The organism is Nannocystis sp. RBIL2, assembly GCF_026626745.1.
Taxonomy (GTDB): Bacteria; Myxococcota_A; Polyangia; order Nannocystales; family Nannocystaceae; genus Nannocystis.
This window is the reverse complement of the sequence record NZ_JAPNJW010000001.1, coordinates 4529765-4546406: the sequence shown is the minus strand read 5'-3', so window position 1 is coordinate 4546406 and position 16642 is coordinate 4529765. Positions and strand designations below refer to the sequence as shown.

Here is a 16642-nt window from a genome sequence, read left to right as displayed (position 1 = left end):
GAGGCGTCGGCTGTCCTTGCGGGCAGGTCACTGGTCGCCGCGTTCCGCGAGCGGCGTCGGCTGTCCTCGCGGACAGGTCGCTGTCACGCCGCCAGGAGCGCGAGCGCCTGCTTGCGGGCGGTGGCGCGGACGGCCTTGCTCAGGGCCGGGTCGTGCGTCGCCCGGGCGAGGACCATGCTGCCGACGCACAGCGTCACGATCAGCTGGACGCGGGTATCGGCGTCGGGGCAGCAGTCCGGCAGCGCGCGGCGCAGGACCCCGGCCATGCTGTGGAGCACCGCAGTGTAGGCCCGCTGCGGCTCGGGGCCGGCGCGGACGACGTCGGACGGCAACGCGTAGAGGGGGCAGTGCTGGTCGCTGTCCTCGAGCACCTCGTCGCTGAGGTAGCGCTCGATCAGCATGCGCGCCAGCTTCGGCGCCTCGGGCGGCGGGCGCCGCGACTGAGCCAGGCGCAGCGCGAACGGGTTGCAGTCGACGTAGCTGCCGACGGCCTCGGCGTACAGCGCGGCCTTGCTGGGGAAGTGATTATAAAAACCGCCGCGGGTGAGCTCGGCGCGGGCCATGATCTGGTCGATCGAGACCGGCTCGAACCCGTGGCGATTGAACAGCGCGCGCGCGGCCATGACGATGCGCTCGCGCGTGCGGGCCTTGTGCTCGGCGGAGTAGGGCATCGCGAGGTTCCTCGTCCGGTGGTAGCACGGCCGAGAATATGTTCTTGAACATATATAGTTGCGGGCTACGTTTGCCGGCGAGCGGTCGATACGAGCCGCTCGTGGAGGATGATCATGCAGATCTACTGGTTCAAGGCACAGGCGCCGCGGCGCGTCGTGGCGCTAGCGAAGCACCTCGGGATCGCGGCCGAGTTCGTCGAGGTCGACCTGGTCGGCGGCGACCTCAAGCAGCCGACGTACGCCCGGCTCAACCCCAACATGAAGGCGCCGACCCTGGTCGACGGCGAGTTCGTGCTGTGGGAGTCTTCGGCGATCATGGCCCATCTGTGCATTCAGGCCGGCTCCCACATGTGGCCCGCGCACGCGCCGTCCGAGCAGGTCGAGGTGATGCGCTGGCTCGGCTGGAACGATTGCCACTGGTCGGAGGCGGTGGGGCCGTTCTACTTCGAGCACATCATCAAACCGTCGTTCGGGTTCGGCGAGCCCGACCGCGAGGAATTGAAGGCGAAGGTCGACAACCTGCGGCGCTTCGCCCGGGTGCTCGACCGGCACCTCGAGGGGCGAGAGTTCGTCGCCTGCGGGCGGCTGACGATCGCCGACTTCCACCTCGCGTCGATGGCGACCGACTGGCGCGAGTCGGAGATGCCGCTGGCGGACTTCGCCCACGTCGTCCGCTGGCTCGAGCGCCTGCGCCAGCTGCCCGCGTGGGCCGACCCATGGCCGCAGCAGCGCGCCGCGGCGTAGCGACCAGGCGCGCGCTCGGGTCCCGAAAGCGCGAAGGGCCGCGGCGATGTGCCGCGGCCCTCCTGGGCTGTCCCTTCAGACAGGCGCTCAGGCCTTCTTCTTCTCGGCCTTCTTCTCGGTCTTCTTGGCCTCGGGCTTCTTGGCCTCGGGCTTCTTGGCCTCGGGCTGCTTGGCCTCGGCCGGCGCCTTCTTGGCCTTGCGGGTCAGGCTCTGGTGCAGGTCGACGAGGCTGGGCAGGCTGAACTTGGCGAGCGCGGCCTTGAAGTCCTTGTCCTTGGCCTGGCCCTTGAGCTCGGCGATCTTGTCGACGATGGCCTGGACGCCGCCCAGCTTCTTGGCCTGCTCACCGATCTCGACGAGGCGGATGAGCTTGCTGTTGGCGACGTACTTCAGGCGCTTCTTGAAGTCCTCGGCCGACTCGCCCGAGAACGAGCTGGGCAGGAGCTCGGCCACGCGGGCGACGAGTTGGTCCTTGGAACCGAAGAGCTTCTTGACGTGTTGCAGGGGTGTGGTCTTGGGCATTGCGATCCGCCTCGATGTTCGCCGCCATCAGCAGCTACGAAGGTGGTTGTCCGGGCCTGACCGGTGTGGACAGGCCCGAAAAGGAGCGGCCCTCTCGACGCGGAGTCGAGAGGGCCGGGACTCTTTAGAGGATCCACGGCCGCGGCGCAAGCGCGCGGCGACGGGGCTCAGTGCGCGGGCGCGGCGGCCGGGTCGGCCGGGGGCGCGGCCGGAGCGGCAGCCGGGTCAGCTGGAGCGGCCGGGGGCGGGATGGCCGGCTCGGCCGAGGGGGGCGGGCCACCGGCGCCGCCGCCGACGAGGCCACCGAGGCCGCCAGCCTTCTCCTGCAGCGTCTTGAGGTCGCTGGCGCTCAGCGAGATCTCGAAGCTGAGGAGGGCGTCCTTGGCGTCGATCTTGACGGTGTCGGCGACCGTGGCGGGCAGGCCGACCATCGCCAGGCCCATCTTCGCCATCGGCAGCGCCTCGTCGGCCTTCTTCTTGAGGCCCGAGGCCTGCTCGGCCGAGCCGAGGCCGGCGGCGAGCTTGACGCCGAGGCCGTCGCTGAGGTCGATCGAGCCCGAGAAGTCCTTCACGTCGACCTGGCCCTGCGCCTTCGCCATGCCGGCGAGCTGCTCGGGGGCGACGCCCGCGAACCAAATGTGGCGGCTCTGGTCGGCGCGGGTGAACAGATCCTTGTGCGGACCATCGACGGCGGCCTTGCCCTTGCCGTCGACCAGATCCTTGACCGCGGCGGCCCACGGCTTGCTGGCGATCACGACGGTGCCGGCGTCGACGATGTAGCCGGTGCCGTCATCGAACTTGAGCGCCTTCTTGCCACCCTCGTCGGCGATCGTGAACGGGACCTTGCCGCCGTTCTTCTCCTTGGCCTTGTCGGCGATACAGGTCAGGTTCTTCTCGTCGCCGATACCGGTGCCGGTGATCACGACCGAGACGCCGTCCTTCGCGTCGGTGCCGACCAGGACGGAAGTGATCGCCTTCTCGGGATCGAGGTTGCAGGCCTTCGCGGCCTCGACAACTTCCTTGTAACCGGCCTGCGACTCGGCGATGGCCTTGTTGTCGGCGTACAGCTTGCTCTTGAGCAAGCCGCCGACGTCGATGCCGGCCATGATGGTGGCTTGCTCAGGGATGAGCTTGCCGCCGGCGGCGCTCGCTCCGCCCTTGCAGGCGGGGATCGCGAGGAGCGCAGTGGCAGCGAGGGTCGTGAGGATCGTCCGCTTCATAGCGGGGCACTAATACGCCACGAATTTTAATCGATCAACCAAAATAACCCGGGTACAGGCCGGGAGAGGATGTGTCTTTCCGCCTGTCGGTCCATAGTGATCCAATCTGCCCAATTCTGCAGCGCGGCCGTACGCTGCAGCGGAACCAGCGGCCGCTCGGTGGCCTGGTTGGAGCTCGCACATGGCGTGGAAACGCTTCGTTTTCAAGGATCAAACAGTGTTCGTTCGCGTCCTCGCGTCCGGCAAGCCCATCGTCCACCGCGGCCGGATCGAGATGCGCTACCGCCTGGGGGCCAGCAAGTCCTATCGCGCCACGCCCGAGAATCTCATCGAGATTCCGGACGATACCGAGATCCTCTCTGACGACGCCTTCTCGGGGACGCCGACCCCCGTGGCGACTGTTCAGGTAGTTCGCGAGGAGCCGACCCGCGCGCCGACCGACGCCACCATCATCATTCATACCGACGGCGCCTGCAGCGGCAACCCCGGCCCGGCCGGCATCGGCGTGCTCATCGAGCGCGGCGAAGATGCCGTCGAGCACAGCGAGTTCATCGGCGAGGGCACCAACAACGTCGCCGAGCTGACGGCCATCCTGCGCGCGCTCGAGATGCTGCGCCCCGAGGACAAGGACGCGCACGTCCTCCTCTACACCGACAGCGGCTGGAGCCTCGGCGTGCTGGTCGGCGGCTGGAAGGCCAAGGCCAACCTCGAGCTGATCGAGAAGATCAAGGAGAAGCTCGGCGAGTTCACCGCCGTCGAGCTGCTCAAGGTGCGCGGCCACGCCGGCCAGTCGGGCAACGAAGAGGCCGACCAGCTGGCGACCATGGCCGTCCGCCGCGAGGACTCTAGGACCCGAACGCGGCGGCGATCGAAGTCGCCCCTCCCCGCCGTTTGATCAGCTCGCGCAGGCGCGCGAGCCGCTGCTCCAGCGGGGTCCGCAGCTCGGGCTGCCGCTTGCGCAGCGCGGGATCGATCGGGTCGTTGTCGGGGTCGGCGAGATCGAGCGCGTGCAGCTCGAGGTGCAGCGCGGGCAGCCGCAGCGCCTCACGGTAGAGCGGGCCGCCGCGCAGCACGAAGGTCCCGACCATCGGCAGGCGCAGCAGCGGGCTGACGCTGATCGGCACCTCCCACATGCCGACGTCGGCCCGATAGTACGGGTGCGCCGGCCCGACGAAGCTCCGCAGGCCGCGAGCCCGCGACTGCGACCGCCGCCCGCGCACGCGGATCCACGCCATGGCCGCCAGCTTGGCCGCGTAGTACGGCAGCGACGGCAACAGCGAGCTGTCGTAGCGGTAGCCGAGCGCGCCGACCTGTTGCAGCAGCAGCTCGTCGTGGCAATAACCCGGCGCGCGGAAGCCCCGCGGCTCGGCGCCGAGCTTGCGCAAGAGGTCGTCGCAGCGCCGCAGGTCGCGATAAACCTGTCCCGAAGGCCAGTCGACCAGATCGTAGGCGTGGCTGTAGCTGTGGTTGGCGAGCTCGTGCCCCGACTGCGCGGCCAGGCCGAGCAGCGCGGCGCCGTGGCCGGGACCGTTCATGTCGCGCTCGAGGTCGCGGCCGACGACGAAGAAGGTGGCGCGCGCGCCGGTCTCGCCGAACAGCCGGAGGAGGCGCGGCAAGCAGCGCCCGAGCACCACGTCGGCCTGCTCCGGCGTCGGCGGCGGCAGGCCGTGGATCGCGTGGTAGCAAGCGAGGTCGTCGAGGTCGACGCTGAGGATCGTGCCGCGCAGCTCGGTCGTCATCACCGCTCCTTCGCGCCGCGCCCGAGGTGGATCGCGGCCATCAGGCGCGCCAGGTTCTTCAACACCCGCGGCACCCGCCGCGCCAGGTGGATCGACGGCGCGCGCTTCTCTTCCAGCTCGACCGGGATCTCGGTGATCGGCACGCCGTCGCGCTGGGCCCGGATCACCAGTTCCGAGGCGAACACGTCGTGACCGACGATGCAGCGCGCCACCACCGGCAGCAGCGCCGCGCGGCGGAACGCCTTGAGCCCGTGCGTGTCGGTGCCGCGATAGCCGAGCGTGACCCGGAGCAGGCCGTTGTAGGCCCGCGTGGCGGCGCGCCGACCGAGCGGCCGACGATCGTGCGCCCCCGGCATCGCCTTCGAACCGACGACGAGGTCGGCCGCGCCCGCGCGCAGCAGCGCCAGCGCGCGCCGGTGGAAGTCGAGGTCGCAGAGATCGATCTCCTCGCAGAGGACGAACTCGCCGGCCGCTTGCTCGATCGCCATGCGCAACGCGGCGCCGTAGTTGGGCGAGGGGCACGAGAACCACTTCACCCGCGGATCGAGAGCGGCGAGCTCGGCCGCGATCTCGCGGGTGCGGTCGCGGCTGCCGTTCTCCGCCAGCCACAGCTCGAACGACAGGCCCTGAGCGTCGAGACCGCGGACGAGGCCCTGCACGCTGTCGCGGAGGATCGCCTCCTCGTTGTAGACGGGGATGACGACGCTGACCTCGGGCCTCGCGGACGACTCGCTCATCGCGGCTCCTGTCCGGCGAGCCGCGCGGCCGCCCACTCGCTGGCGGCGCGCCCGGCCAGCAGACAATCTTCCATGCTGTTGTAGATCCACCCGCCGTAGCGGCCGCAGCTGTGGATGCCCTGTCCTTCGAGCCAGCCGAGGATCGCGGCGCGAGCAGCGGCGTAGGCGGCGTCGAACACGACGTAGGCGTGCTCGACCACGCGGACCTCGACGAAGCGGACGTCCTCGGCCGCGCGCAGCGCCCCGACCTCGACGAGGCCGGCGTAGACGCCGGCGAGGTCGATCGGACCTGTCCGCTCGTTCAGCTCGACGTACAGCCCGCTGCAGCCGGCCGGAGCCATGCGCGGGGCGGCGTTCGAGTAGACGCCGACGCGGAAGAAGGGCAGGCGCGGCTCGGGCACGTAGACCCAGTGATAGTCGCACGGCGCGGGGGCGCCGACGGCGATGTCGAGGTAGCGCCAGCGGACGTGGCGCAGGGCGCCGGCGGCGTCGCGAATCTCCGCCGGGGCGGCGGGGATCCGGCGCACCAGCTCGGGCAGGGGGATGCTCGAGACGAGCGCGTCGTAGCTGCGCCAGTCGGCCTCGGCGCCGAGCTTGATCCGCCGACCGACGACGTCGACCTCGTCGATGTCGCTGCCGAACCGCAGCTCGACCTCCGGCCGGCTGGCGAGACCCGCGCGCATTCGCTCCGGCACCGCGTCGATGCCCCCGGCCGTGGGGACGAGGAAGCTGGCGTTGTAGCCGAGGCCCTCCTGCGACAGGCCGATGGCCCCGCCGATCACCTGCGCGGTGTCGGGGATCGGGATGTAGCGCGAGACCCAATCGGCGGTCAGCCGCTCGAGGTGCTCACCCCACAACTTGCGGTTGTACGGGACGAAGAAGTGCTTGGCGATCCCGGCGCCGAAGCGGGCCTCGGCGAAGCCGACGAAGGTCTGCGGCTCCGGCGCGCCCCTCGCCGCCTGCTCGCACGCCGCCACGTAGCCGACCAGGCACTCCTGCACCACCTCGAGCGGCAGGCCGTGCAGGTTGGCCTGGAACGGGTAGGGCAGCTGCACGCCGTGGCTGTGGATGCAGGTGCGACGCGCCACTGTGGCGAGCTCGCCGGGCCCGAACAGACCCTCGACCAGCGTCTTTATCGACGGGTCGCGCAGGTGCAGCCAGTGCCCGGTGACGTCGAAGGTGAAGCCGTCGCGGCGATAGCTGCGGGCGTGGCCGCCGACGCGAGCCTCGCGCTCGACCAGCAGCACCGGCCCGCGCGCATGCCAGGCCGCCGAGAGCCCGGTCAGGCCGGCTCCCAGCACCACGAGCGGCGTTCGCGGGGGCGATGACATGGGCCGCTCTTGTAGCAGGTCCCGGCGGGCGGCGCCTCGCACTCGGCGATGGACACGCGGATCTGCGGGCGGCACACTCAGCTCGTCCATGGAGCTCCAGAGTCTCGGCAAGTTCCGTCTGGTCCGGCCGCTCGCGGTGCGCAGCTCGGTGTTCCACTTGTTCCTCGCGCGCCACGAGGACGACCCGGAGGCGGCGCCGCCGTCCTACGTCGTCAAGCTGTTGCCGTCGGGCTCGGGCCCCGAGCACGCGATATTGGCGGCCCAATTCGAGCACGAGATCCGCCTCTATCAGGCGTTCAATCACCCGGGCATCCCGAGCGCGCACGCCGAGGGCGCGCAGAACGGCGTGCGCTATCTCGTCCTCGACGCGATCGACGGCTGCGACCTGTCCGTGCTGCTCGGCCACGACGTCGGCAGCCCGCGCGGTGTCAGCAAGGAGATCGCGGTCTACATCATGGGCCAGCTGGCCGACGCGCTGCACCACGTGCACACCGCCGAGACCGACGACAAGGGCAAGCTGGTCGAGCTCAATGTGGTCCACCGCGACATCTGCCCGGCCAACGTGCTGCTGTCGCGCACCGGCCAGGTCATGCTGGCCGACTACAACTCCGCCACCAGCATCTGGCTGGCCCGCGAGAGCGACATGTCCCAGGCCGGTTCGAAGGCCTACATGGCCCCGGAGCGGGTGGTCGGGACGGCCGCCGCGACTGTCTCTTCGGACATCTTCGGCCTGGCCGTGATGCTGTGGGAGATGCTGAAGGGCCAGCGCTGCTTCAAGGCCGACGACGACCTCAAGACGATGGACGCGATCGTCAAGTTCGACGCCGGCCACCCGAGCCGCCGCCTGCCCGGGCTGTCGCCGAAGCTGGCCGAGATCGTGCGCAAGAACCTCGACCGCGATCCGGCGCGCCGCTACGCCAACGCGTACCAGGTGCTGCAGCGCCTGGCCCAGTGCCCCGAGGCGACCGCCGCCGAGCGCGCCCAGCAGGAGCTGGGGGCGCTGGTGGTCGAGGCCAGCGGTCGGGCCATGGTCTGAGGGACATGTCCGCAGGGCCAGGCACCGGCGACCCGCGGCCGGCGCAGGCCGGGCCGGAGCGCGCCGAAGCGCTGGCGACGGCCACAGACGAGCGCGCGGCGCCAGGTGCTGGTGATAGCGACCGCGCGGGCCGGCAAAGCGCGGGTGACCGCGTCGTTGCGACACCCGCGGCGCCAGATGCCGGTGACGGCGTGCGCCGGCGAGACGCGAGCTTGCGCGCGCTGGTGAAGGCGGAGGCGCCGGTGCTGCTCCCGCTGGCGGTGGCGGTGCTGGCGGCGACGTCGTACTTCTCGGGCCCCCCGGCGTGGAACCAGAACTCGCGCCTGGCGCTGACGCGCGCGCTGGTCGAGCAGGGCACGACCGTCATCGACGACTACCACGCGACCACCGGCGACAAGAGCCATCGCGACGGCCACTTCTACAGCGACAAGGCGCCCGGCACCTCGCTGCTGGCGGTACCGGCTTATGCGCTCTACCACGGGGCGCGGCGCCTGGTCGGGGCCGAGCCGCCCGACGTCCGCCTGGTCCCGCTCGACCCCCGCGATCCGAACCGCGACCCCGCGGCCCGCCGCCCCGGCGACCGCCTGGCCTATAACCAGGCCTACCGCACCGCGCTCTACGTCAGCCGCGTGGGCTCGGTCGGCGTGTTCGCGGTGCTCGGGGCCATGGCGCTCTATCTGCTGGCGCTGCGCCGCCTCGGCGACCGGGCCGGCGCGCTGCTGCTGGCGGCCGCCTACGCCCTCGCCACGCCGGCGCTGATCTACGGCTCGGCCTTCTACGGCCACCAGCTGTGCGCCGACCTGCTCCTGCTCGGGTTCGCCGGCATCCTTCTGGGACAGGGTCGATGGACCATGGCCTTCGGGACAGGCATGTGCCTCGGCCTGGCGGTGCTGTGCGAGTACCCGGCTGCGGTGCCGGTGGCGCTGCTGTGGCTGTTCGCCTGGCTGCACCGCGGGCCTCGCTTCGCGGCAGTGGCCGCGCTCGGCGGCGTGCCGGCGGCCGCGGCTCTCGCCGTCTACCACACGGTCGCGTTCGGCGGCCCGCTCAAGACCGGCTACGACTTCGTCTACCTGGCCGAGTTCGCCGAGGGCATGCGCGTCAACTACGGCATCCACGCGCCCGACCCGCGGGTGCTGCTGGAGCTGCTGTTCGGCGCCTACCGCGGGCTGTTCTACCTCGCGCCGGTGCTCCTGCTGGCGCCCTGGGGCCTGGCGTGTGAGCTGCGCGGCTGGCCGCCTGCCCCGAAGAGCATGGTCGATGGGACATGGCCGGTGAGGCATGTCGCATGCGTGTGCCTGGCGGTGGTCGGCTTCTACCTGGCGCTCAACGCCGGCTATTACATGTGGGACGGCGGCGCGGCGATCGGCCCGCGCCACTGCGTGCCGATGCTGCCGTTCCTGGCGCTGGCGCTGGCCCCGGCGATCCGCGCGGTCCCGTGGGCGGTCGTCGGTCTGGCGCTGATCTCGGGCGCGCTCACCCTGCTGCTGGCCGCCGCAGCCCCCGAAGCGCCGCAATTCGGCGACTCGCTGTGGGGCCACGCGTGGCCGCGGATCTGGGCGACCGACACCGGCTACGCGGGGCCCGCCAACCTCGGCCGCATGCTCGGCCTGCCGGGCCCGCTCAGCCTGGTGCCGCTGCTGCTGGTGCTCGCGTGGTGCTACGCGCAGGCGCGACCGCACCTGCGCGCGCGAGGGTGACGGCGGCTCGACCCATTCATGGGCCGATCGTCGCATCACGAATCGGCGGAGTGTCTCTCGCGCGACCCACCCGGTCGTGTGCGAGCGATGGGCGCGGACATGCCGGCGGTCTGCGGTAATCTCCCGCGAGATGCCCGACCTGCTCGTCAACATCGATGTCCCCGACGTCTCCGCCGCCGAGGCGTTTTACGTGCGCGCGTTCGGCTTCACCGTGGGTCGGCGGATCGGGCCCGGGGCGGTCGAGCTGCTCGGCGCGGGTGTCCCTTTGTACCTGCTCGAAAAGTCAGCCGGCACTCCCGCCGCTCCGGTCGGCGCGGCGGTGCGGGACTACGGTCGCCACTGGACACCGGTCCATCTCGACGTCGTGGTCGAGGTGATCGAGCCGGCGCTCGCGCGGGCGCAGGCCGAGGGCGCCACGGTCGAGGGGCCGATCCGCGAGGCAGTGTGGGGCCGCATGGCGCTGCTCGCCGACCCGTGGGGCCACGGCGTGTGCCTCGTCCAGTTCAAGGGCCGCGGCTACGACGAGCTCGTGAGCTCGTGAGCGTCTGCGCCGCAGCGAAGCCGTGAGGCCGGCGCTGCGCCGAAACGCAAAGAGCCTGTCCGAACGGACAGGCTCTTGCTTTTGAACGAGAAGCCGGCTCAGGCCGCGGAGGAGCGCTCGCCCCAGGCCAGCGGGTCGCGGGTCAGGCGGGACGGGGCCGGGGCGTCGGCGACGGCGAGGAGCGCCGCCAGCAGCTCGCTCGCGCTTGGATAACGCTCGGCGGGGTCGGCGGCCACCGATTTGAGGATGACCGCCTCGAAGGCGTCGGGGAGCTCCACGGCCGGCGCGGCGCGGCGGAGGGCGATGGGGCCGCTGGTGGGGCGGCGCGGGACGAACAGGCTGCCGCCCGAGTACGGCATCTTGTTGGTGAGCAGGCGGAACATCAGCACGCCGAGGGCGAAGATGTCGACGCGGTGGTCGTACGGACCGCCGCGCAGCTGCTCCTGCGGCATGTAGCCGGGCGTGCCGATGACGGGGCCCGACGTCGGGCGGACGTCGCCCTCGCGCGCGCCCACGCTGGACACGCCGAAGTCGAGCACTTTGATAAAGTCGTCGGTGCCGTCGCGGCTGATGCGGAAGCAATTGCCGGGCTTGATGTCGCAGTGGACCACGCCGCGGGCGTGCGCGTCGATCAGCGCCCGGCACACCTGGGTGCCGATCGACAGCACGCGTCGCCAGTCGAGCGGGCCGTCGTTCGCCAGGGTCGCCGCGAGGTCTTCGCCCTCGAGGCACTCCATCACCATGTACACCAGCTCGCTGTCGTCGCGGACGAAGTCGATGATGTCGATGATGTGTTCGCTGCGCAGCGCCGCGGCGGCGCGGGCCTCGTGGGTGAAACGCGCGACTGCGTCGGCGTCGGACAGGCCGGGGTCGAGGACCTTCACGGCGACGCGTCGACGGATCTCCACGTGCTCGGCCTCGTAGATGGTGGCGCCGCTGCCGCCGTGGCCGAGGCGGCGGAGCAGCTTGTATCGGCCGCCTAAGACGCGACCGGTGAGGTCGACCGAAGCGCGGCGGCTACATCGGGCGCGCGGCGCGTCGGGTTCGCGATCTCGCTTGAGTTCATGCATTCGGGGGGTGAACAAGAGTAACCACGCCTCACTCGAGGCGGCAATGTCTTCGGGACAGCTCGGTCATCGTCGCGACTCGAGCGCGACGAGCCGACGATCCCCAAACGAGTTCGCGGAGATCCACAGCGACTGTGCACAAGTGTGCGGACCGGCGCGCGAACGTGCGCGCAAGCCCCGGGGCCGCTGCGTCGCGCGTAGACGCACATGGTCTTTGCGACATGTACGAAGAGACCGGCGCCGCGGCCGCGCCGACGTCCCGACGGCCTGCCGACGGCGGGCTCGGCGGGCTCGGTCGCGCGCGTCGTCGCACATGTTCTTCGGGACATGTCATTCGCGACCGCGGCGGCCAGCGGGCTGGGCCGCGCGCGTCGTCGCACATGTTCTTCGGGACATATGACAGTGAGCCGTGGACGCCGATCGGGCGACGCACGAGGCCGCGGTCGTGCGCGTCCACTCACACGGTCTTCGGGACAGGTCCGACGCTCGCGGCGAACACGCCAACGCCCTCGCGCCGCGTGGCGCGAGGGCGACGGGCTTTGCAGCGAACGGGCTCAGCCGGCCAGCAGCTTCGGCATGTCCTCACCGGCCAGCGGGAAGCGGGCGGTGACATCGGCGGTGTCGATGCCGGCCAGCTTGCGCAGCGCGAGGTGGATGCTCTCGGGCGTCAGCTTCTTGCCCTTGCCGACGGCGAGGCTGGCCGGGTCGACGAGGGCGCCGTACTGCTCGGCGTCGGTGGCCCCGACCACGCGGTTCCCCTTGATGCCCTTGCCCATCATCATGACGCTGGTGACCGACCAGTGGTCCTTGCCGGCGTACTCGTTGTCGCCGTTGTAGCCGGGGCCGCGGGCGAAGTCGGAGCCGACGATCACAGTCAGCTTGTCGGCGATGCCGGCCGCCTCGGCCTCTTGCATGAAGAAGTCGACGCCCGCGAGCAGCTTGGCCAGCTGCCGCACGTGGTCGCGGTCGTGGTTGCCGTGGGTGTCGAAGCCGCCGAGGTTGAGGTTGGCTGCCACTGCCATCTTGGCCTTGAAGGCGGCCACGGCGAACTGGCTCTGCTGCATGAAGCCCTGCAGGTCGCCGAGCTGATAGCCGGGCAGCGTCGCCGGCTCGGCCGGCAGCGTCAGGCCCTTCAGCAGCTTCTCGCCGCCGCGCGACAGGAACAGCTCGTTCATCGCCGCCTTGGCCCGCGGCAGCCGGGCCGCGGCCATCTGCGCCTCGAGCCGCGCGGTCTGGGCCTTGCGGATCCGCTCCATCGTCTTGTCGGAGTGGAACTTCTCCGTCTCGGCGCTGTTCGGGTCGGTGAGGTTGGGGTTGGCGATCTTCTTGACCGCGTCGACGCTGCTGATGCGCGTCAGCGGGACGAGGCCCTCGGTGGCGTCGAAGCCGCCGGCGCTGACGTACGCGAAGGTGCTCTCGGGCGCCCGCGCGGCCGCCACCAGGGCGCCGAACGACGGGAAACCCTCCGGCAGGCGGCCGCTCCAGGTCGCCCGCGCGCCGGCGTCGTGGTTGTTGGTCGCCATGTCGACGCCGTTGAGCACGAGCAGCCGGCTGGCGTACTTGGTGAAGAAGTCGGTGTTCGACATCAGGTACGCGACCTCGGCCTCCTCGAGGCCGAGCGCGACCGGGTCGAGGCCGATCGGCGCGTAGCTGATGTTGCCCTGCGTGGCCGCGGCGGAGTACAGGCGATTCAGCGGGCCCTGCTCCTTCGGGTCGCACAGGTACACCGGGTCCCAGCCGCCCGAGGCGCTGATGAGCACGAAGAATGGGCCCTCGTACGGCTCGGCGTCGGCGAGGGCGCGGCGCACCCCCACCGGCGCGGCGACGGCGAGCCCGGTCATGGCGGCGATCTTCAAGAAGTTGCGGCGATCCATGGTGGCTTATCCTTCGTCGTCGTCGTTACTCGTAGAGGAACTCGTAGTCCGACAGCATGTACGTCATCACCGCCATCCACGCGCGGATCGTGTAGTTCTTGTCGGTCTCGATCTTCTCGGCGTCGGGCAGGTCGACGTTGGTGTTGGGGTCGACGCGGGCCTGGCACCACCAGCTCAGCCACTCGTTCTCGGCCCCGCTGGCGACGTTGGCCTTGCCGTCCTTCCATGTCTCGAGGAACAGGTCGTAGGCGCGCCCGACCTCGGCGTCGTCGGCCGCCAGCGCCTCGCCGAGGACGCGCTGGTGCAGGTGGACGATGTTGGCCTTGATCGCGGCGACGTTGTCGGGCACCTCGGCGCCGTTGTCGGACAGCGGGACGGTGTCGAGCGTGACCTCGGGGAACAGCTTGCGCTTGTCGGCCGCGCGCGAGAAGTCGTAGGCAGTGACGGCGCAGGCGACCTCGTTGGCCATGCGCCCGGCGACCGCGCCCATGATGCCGTTCATGTTCGACAGCCGCTGGGTGATGCTGTCGGAGTCGATGCCGCCGTAGAGGATCCGGTAGTCGGTGGTCAACCAGTCCTCGAGGTCCCAGCCGCGGATCCACCGGATCCCGGTGGTCGCCTGGAGCTTGTCGGCCAGCAGCTCGGGCGTCGACAGCCGGCCGTGGCCGACGACCGCGAGCTCCTCGCTCTCGGCCTCGGACAGCTCGGTCTTGTCGAGCGAGACCCCGCGGAAGTACGGGCTCATGACGACGCCGACGATCACCGTCTTGAGGTTGAAGTCGTCGGCCACGAAGTCGTCGCCGATCTGGCGGAACAGCGCGTCCTGGGCCTCCCAGGCGTTCAGCTTGGCGCTGTACAGCGGGTCCTCGGCGTCGGCCGGGAACAGCAGCGGCTCGGTGCCGGTCAGCGCGCGGAAGACGGTGTGGACGGTGGCGATGACGAACCGCGGGTCCTTGACGAGCCGCGCGGCCAGCCACTCGAGCGACTTGGGGAAGTCGGACTTCGGGATGTCCTCGCCGTCGAAGCCGGGCGCGAACATCTCCGGGAACCACTCGCGCGTGGTCAGGACCTCCATGTCGTAGTCGTCGTAGTTCTGGAACGCGCCGGCCACCGGGTCGATGAGCTGGTGGCAGAAGTTGCACTGCTTGTCGTCGCGCGTCGGGTTCGAGTACGCCTCCGACAGCGACGGGTCGATCGGCCGCTCGCCGATCCGCAGCACGTCGGTGGCGAGGAACAGCTTGTAGGTCATCCGCGCGCGGTGGCGGTTGCGGTTGGTCGGCGTGGTCGGGAAGCGGTTGAGGAACATCGGCGAGCTGAGCACGCCGGCGTGCGGCAGCGTCTTCTTGCCGCCGCGCACGCTGAACAGCTTGGCCTCCTTGAACTCGCGCGGGTCGGTCGGATCGGCGAAGCCGAGCTCTTGATTGTAGAGCTGGGCCGAGAACGGGTTCAGCACCGTGTAGTCGGCGGTGAGGATCTCGGTGAAGGGCCGGTCGTTGCGGACGATGTAGTTGATGAGGTCGATCGGCTCGCGCGCGGCGGCGCGGTTGACCTGCTCGCGCAGCTCGTCCTGACCCTCGAGGCCCTCCCACCACGCGCCGGCGTTCGGGAAGTCCTCCGAGTTGAGGATGTTGACCGCGAAGCCGGTGTAGACGAGGTAGCGGTCGGTCAGCAGGAGGTCGTTGAAGATGTCGCCGAGGCGGTCGTAAAAGCCGTCCTCCTCGAGCACGCCGCGGATCGTCTCGGCCAGCGCCTCGTCGCTCGCGGCGGCCTCCTTGAGCTCCTGGGCGCTCGGCAGCCGCCCCGCGAGGTGCAGCGTGGCCTTGCGCAGGGTCTCCTCGGGGCCCATCAGCTCGACCGCGTCGAGGTCGGCGCCGTCGCTGCCGGGGCACTCGCGCGGGGCCTCGAGCTGGTTCAGCAGGCTCTCGAGGATCCGGTACTCCTCGCTGCCGGCTTTGATCACCTCGCCGCCGCCGTGCTTGGTCTTGGCGGTCGGCTTGGCCAGCAGCGCCGAGAGGTCGTCGTAGCTGACCGAGGCGTTCTCGGTGACCGAGGCGAGGTTGGCGTCGAGGAAGCCGGGGTAGGAGGCCGGCAGCAGGCGGAACTCGGCGCCCTGCTCCTCGGCGATGCCGGCCGGCCCGTGACAGGTGATGCAGGTCTTGCCGAGCACCTTGGGCCACACTTCGTTGGCGAAGTACTCGCGGGTCGAGACGCAGCTGTCGCCGTCACCGTCGACGCCGCCGTCCTTGCAAGCGCCGAGCACACCGGCGGCGATGCCGGCGACGCCGAGGGCCATGAGCGTTGGCGCAGAGCGCCGTTTGCCAGTCGAGGTCATACGAAGCCTCCCCCACGCACGGGGCACGGTCGCAAGGTATCGCGGGGCCGGCGAGCACAGCAAGTGTGACGAGCGGGGGTCAGCGGCCTCGCGGCGCGCGGGCCGGTACCCAGGATCGGTGACGCCTCGCAGTTCCGCGCACGATCGACGGCTGACCGTGCGGACATGTGCGAGCAGACGCGCCGCGCTCGTGCGCGAGGTCGCCACGACCTCTGCTCAATTCCCCAGCTTGATCTTCTGGGCGTCGGCGAACTCGACGGTCTCGCCGTCGTCCAGGGCGGTGGCGGACGCGAGGACGTCGACCAGGGCGTTGCCGGGGGCGAAGGCGCCGGTATCGGGGAAGAGCGGGCCCACGCCGTCAGAGACCTCGTAGTTGCAATTGATGGGGCCGAACTCGAAAGGGGCGCTGCGGGTGAGGCCCTTGCTCTTCTGCGTCAGCAGGCCCGAGACGTCGACGGTCGCGGGGCGCGAGCAGGTCACCGTGTAGCCGAGGAACGCATCCTCGATTTCGCCGAGGAAGCCCGAGTCGAACTGGACCGAGAGCTCGAGCGGCGGGTCGACCTCGAAGTTGAACCGCGTCGCGCCGCCGCTGTTGCCCGATCCGAAGGATCCCACCATGAAGAAATAGGTGACGCCCGCGCTGGCCTGGAACTCGATCGCCGACAGGGCGCGCACGGCGTCGTCGTTGCAAGCCACCTGCGTCAGCGGCTCGGTCGAGCCTTCGGTGTAGACGGAGAGCGTGGTGTCGTAGCTGCTGCCGAAGGTGTCGAGGTGGATCCGCTCGTCGACCGCGGGCGTGTAGGCGTACCAGACGGTGGTGCTGTTGCCGAAGCAGACGGGGTCGTCCGGGGCGGTCGTCGCGGCGCCGGTGTTCAGCTTGTCGCTGAAGCTCGGCTCGGTGATGACGATCGCGTTCGTGATGTCGTCGTTCTTCGGGACCGGCGCGGCGTGGGCCGATGCGACGAAAAAGAGTGGAGATAGCGCGACGGCCAGCGCCGCCGTCCAGGTTGTGGATCGGATCATGACTGTCTCGTTCGGGCGGCCGTGGGGATAGGCGCGTCGGTCGGGCCGCTCTGCGACCGCGCGAGGTCTCGCTGAATGTGGGAGGAACGGCGAGCTCCGGCAATCCGA

Annotated in this window: 15 protein-coding genes; 5 read left to right on the top strand and 10 right to left on the bottom strand. The window is 70.4% G+C overall.

Features of this window, described 5'->3' with window-relative positions:
• Positions 1–83 precede the first annotated feature (83 nt).
• A complete protein-coding gene (locus tag OV090_RS17880) occupies positions 84–671 on the bottom strand; it encodes a TetR/AcrR family transcriptional regulator (protein ID WP_267704923.1) in 588 nt (195 codons plus the stop codon).
• Between the two features lie 114 nt (positions 672–785).
• On the opposite strand from OV090_RS17880, the gene OV090_RS17875 reads away from it, so the two are divergent.
• On the top strand, positions 786–1415 hold the full coding sequence (locus OV090_RS17875; RefSeq protein WP_267704922.1) for a glutathione S-transferase family protein: 630 nt from the start codon (positions 786–788) through the stop codon (positions 1413–1415).
• A gap of 87 nt (positions 1416–1502) precedes the next feature.
• On the opposite strand, the gene OV090_RS17870 is transcribed toward OV090_RS17875, so the two are convergent.
• Positions 1503–1937 carry a hypothetical protein gene (locus OV090_RS17870; RefSeq protein ID WP_267704921.1) on the bottom strand — a complete coding sequence of 145 codons (435 nt, stop codon included), beginning with the start codon at positions 1935–1937 and terminating at the stop codon, positions 1503–1505.
• Between the two features lie 167 nt (positions 1938–2104).
• Positions 2105–3157: a hypothetical protein gene (locus tag OV090_RS17865; RefSeq protein WP_267704920.1), complete on the bottom strand. Its 1053-nt coding sequence runs from the start codon at positions 3155–3157 to the stop codon at positions 2105–2107.
• Positions 3158–3338: 181 nt separating this feature from the next.
• On the opposite strand from OV090_RS17865, the gene OV090_RS17860 reads away from it, so the two are divergent.
• Positions 3339–4052, top strand: a complete 714-nt coding sequence (locus tag OV090_RS17860; RefSeq protein WP_267704919.1) for a ribonuclease H — start codon at positions 3339–3341, stop codon at positions 4050–4052.
• Here OV090_RS17860 and OV090_RS17855 read toward each other — a convergent pair.
• From OV090_RS17855 to OV090_RS17845, 3 genes are read right to left on the bottom strand one after another with little or no spacing between them, the layout of a single operon-like run.
• Complete coding sequence (locus OV090_RS17855) at positions 4003–4896, bottom strand: polysaccharide deacetylase family protein (protein WP_267704918.1); 894 nt, start codon at positions 4894–4896, stop codon at positions 4003–4005. The two genes, OV090_RS17860 and OV090_RS17855, sit on opposite strands and share 50 nt — an antisense overlap.
• A complete protein-coding gene (locus OV090_RS17850) occupies positions 4896–5633 on the bottom strand; it encodes a glycosyltransferase family 2 protein (protein WP_267704917.1) in 738 nt (245 codons plus the stop codon). The genes OV090_RS17855 and OV090_RS17850 overlap by 1 nt, the downstream gene beginning before the upstream one ends.
• Positions 5630–6964, bottom strand: a complete 1335-nt coding sequence (locus OV090_RS17845; RefSeq protein WP_267704916.1) for an NAD(P)-binding protein — start codon at positions 6962–6964, stop codon at positions 5630–5632. Before OV090_RS17845 ends, OV090_RS17850 begins: the two co-directional genes overlap by 4 nt.
• A gap of 88 nt (positions 6965–7052) precedes the next feature.
• Here OV090_RS17845 and OV090_RS17840 point away from each other — a divergent pair, with 88 nt between their 5' ends.
• From OV090_RS17840 to OV090_RS17830, 3 genes are all read left to right on the top strand, one after another.
• Positions 7053–8000: a serine/threonine-protein kinase gene (locus tag OV090_RS17840; RefSeq protein WP_267704915.1), complete on the top strand. Its 948-nt coding sequence runs from the start codon at positions 7053–7055 to the stop codon at positions 7998–8000.
• 191 nt (positions 8001–8191) lie between these two features.
• Positions 8192–9697 (top strand): hypothetical protein, encoded by a 1506-nt coding sequence (locus OV090_RS17835; protein ID WP_267704914.1) that lies wholly within the window; start codon positions 8192–8194, stop codon positions 9695–9697.
• Between the two features lie 130 nt (positions 9698–9827).
• Complete coding sequence (locus OV090_RS17830; protein WP_267704913.1) at positions 9828–10238, top strand: VOC family protein; 411 nt, start codon at positions 9828–9830, stop codon at positions 10236–10238.
• Positions 10239–10336: 98 nt separating this feature from the next.
• Here the strand turns inward: OV090_RS17830 and OV090_RS17825 are convergent, their stop codons facing one another.
• The 4 genes from OV090_RS17825 to OV090_RS17810 all read right to left on the bottom strand — a co-directional run bounded on the left by OV090_RS17825 (position 10337) and on the right by OV090_RS17810 (position 16534).
• Entirely contained in the window at positions 10337–11308 is a 972-nt protein-coding gene (locus OV090_RS17825; protein WP_267704912.1) for a serine/threonine-protein kinase, read from the bottom strand.
• Positions 11309–11859: 551 nt separating this feature from the next.
• Positions 11860–13179, bottom strand: coding sequence for a DUF1501 domain-containing protein (locus OV090_RS17820; protein WP_267704911.1), 1320 nt, complete (start codon positions 13177–13179; stop codon positions 11860–11862).
• 25 nt (positions 13180–13204) lie between these two features.
• On the bottom strand, positions 13205–15472 hold the full coding sequence (locus OV090_RS17815; RefSeq protein WP_267704909.1) for a DUF1592 domain-containing protein: 2268 nt from the start codon (positions 15470–15472) through the stop codon (positions 13205–13207).
• A 255-nt stretch (positions 15473–15727) separates the two neighbouring features.
• Positions 15728–16534, bottom strand: coding sequence for a hypothetical protein (locus OV090_RS17810; protein WP_267704907.1), 807 nt, complete (start codon positions 16532–16534; stop codon positions 15728–15730).
• Between the last annotated feature and the right edge of the window lie 108 nt (positions 16535–16642).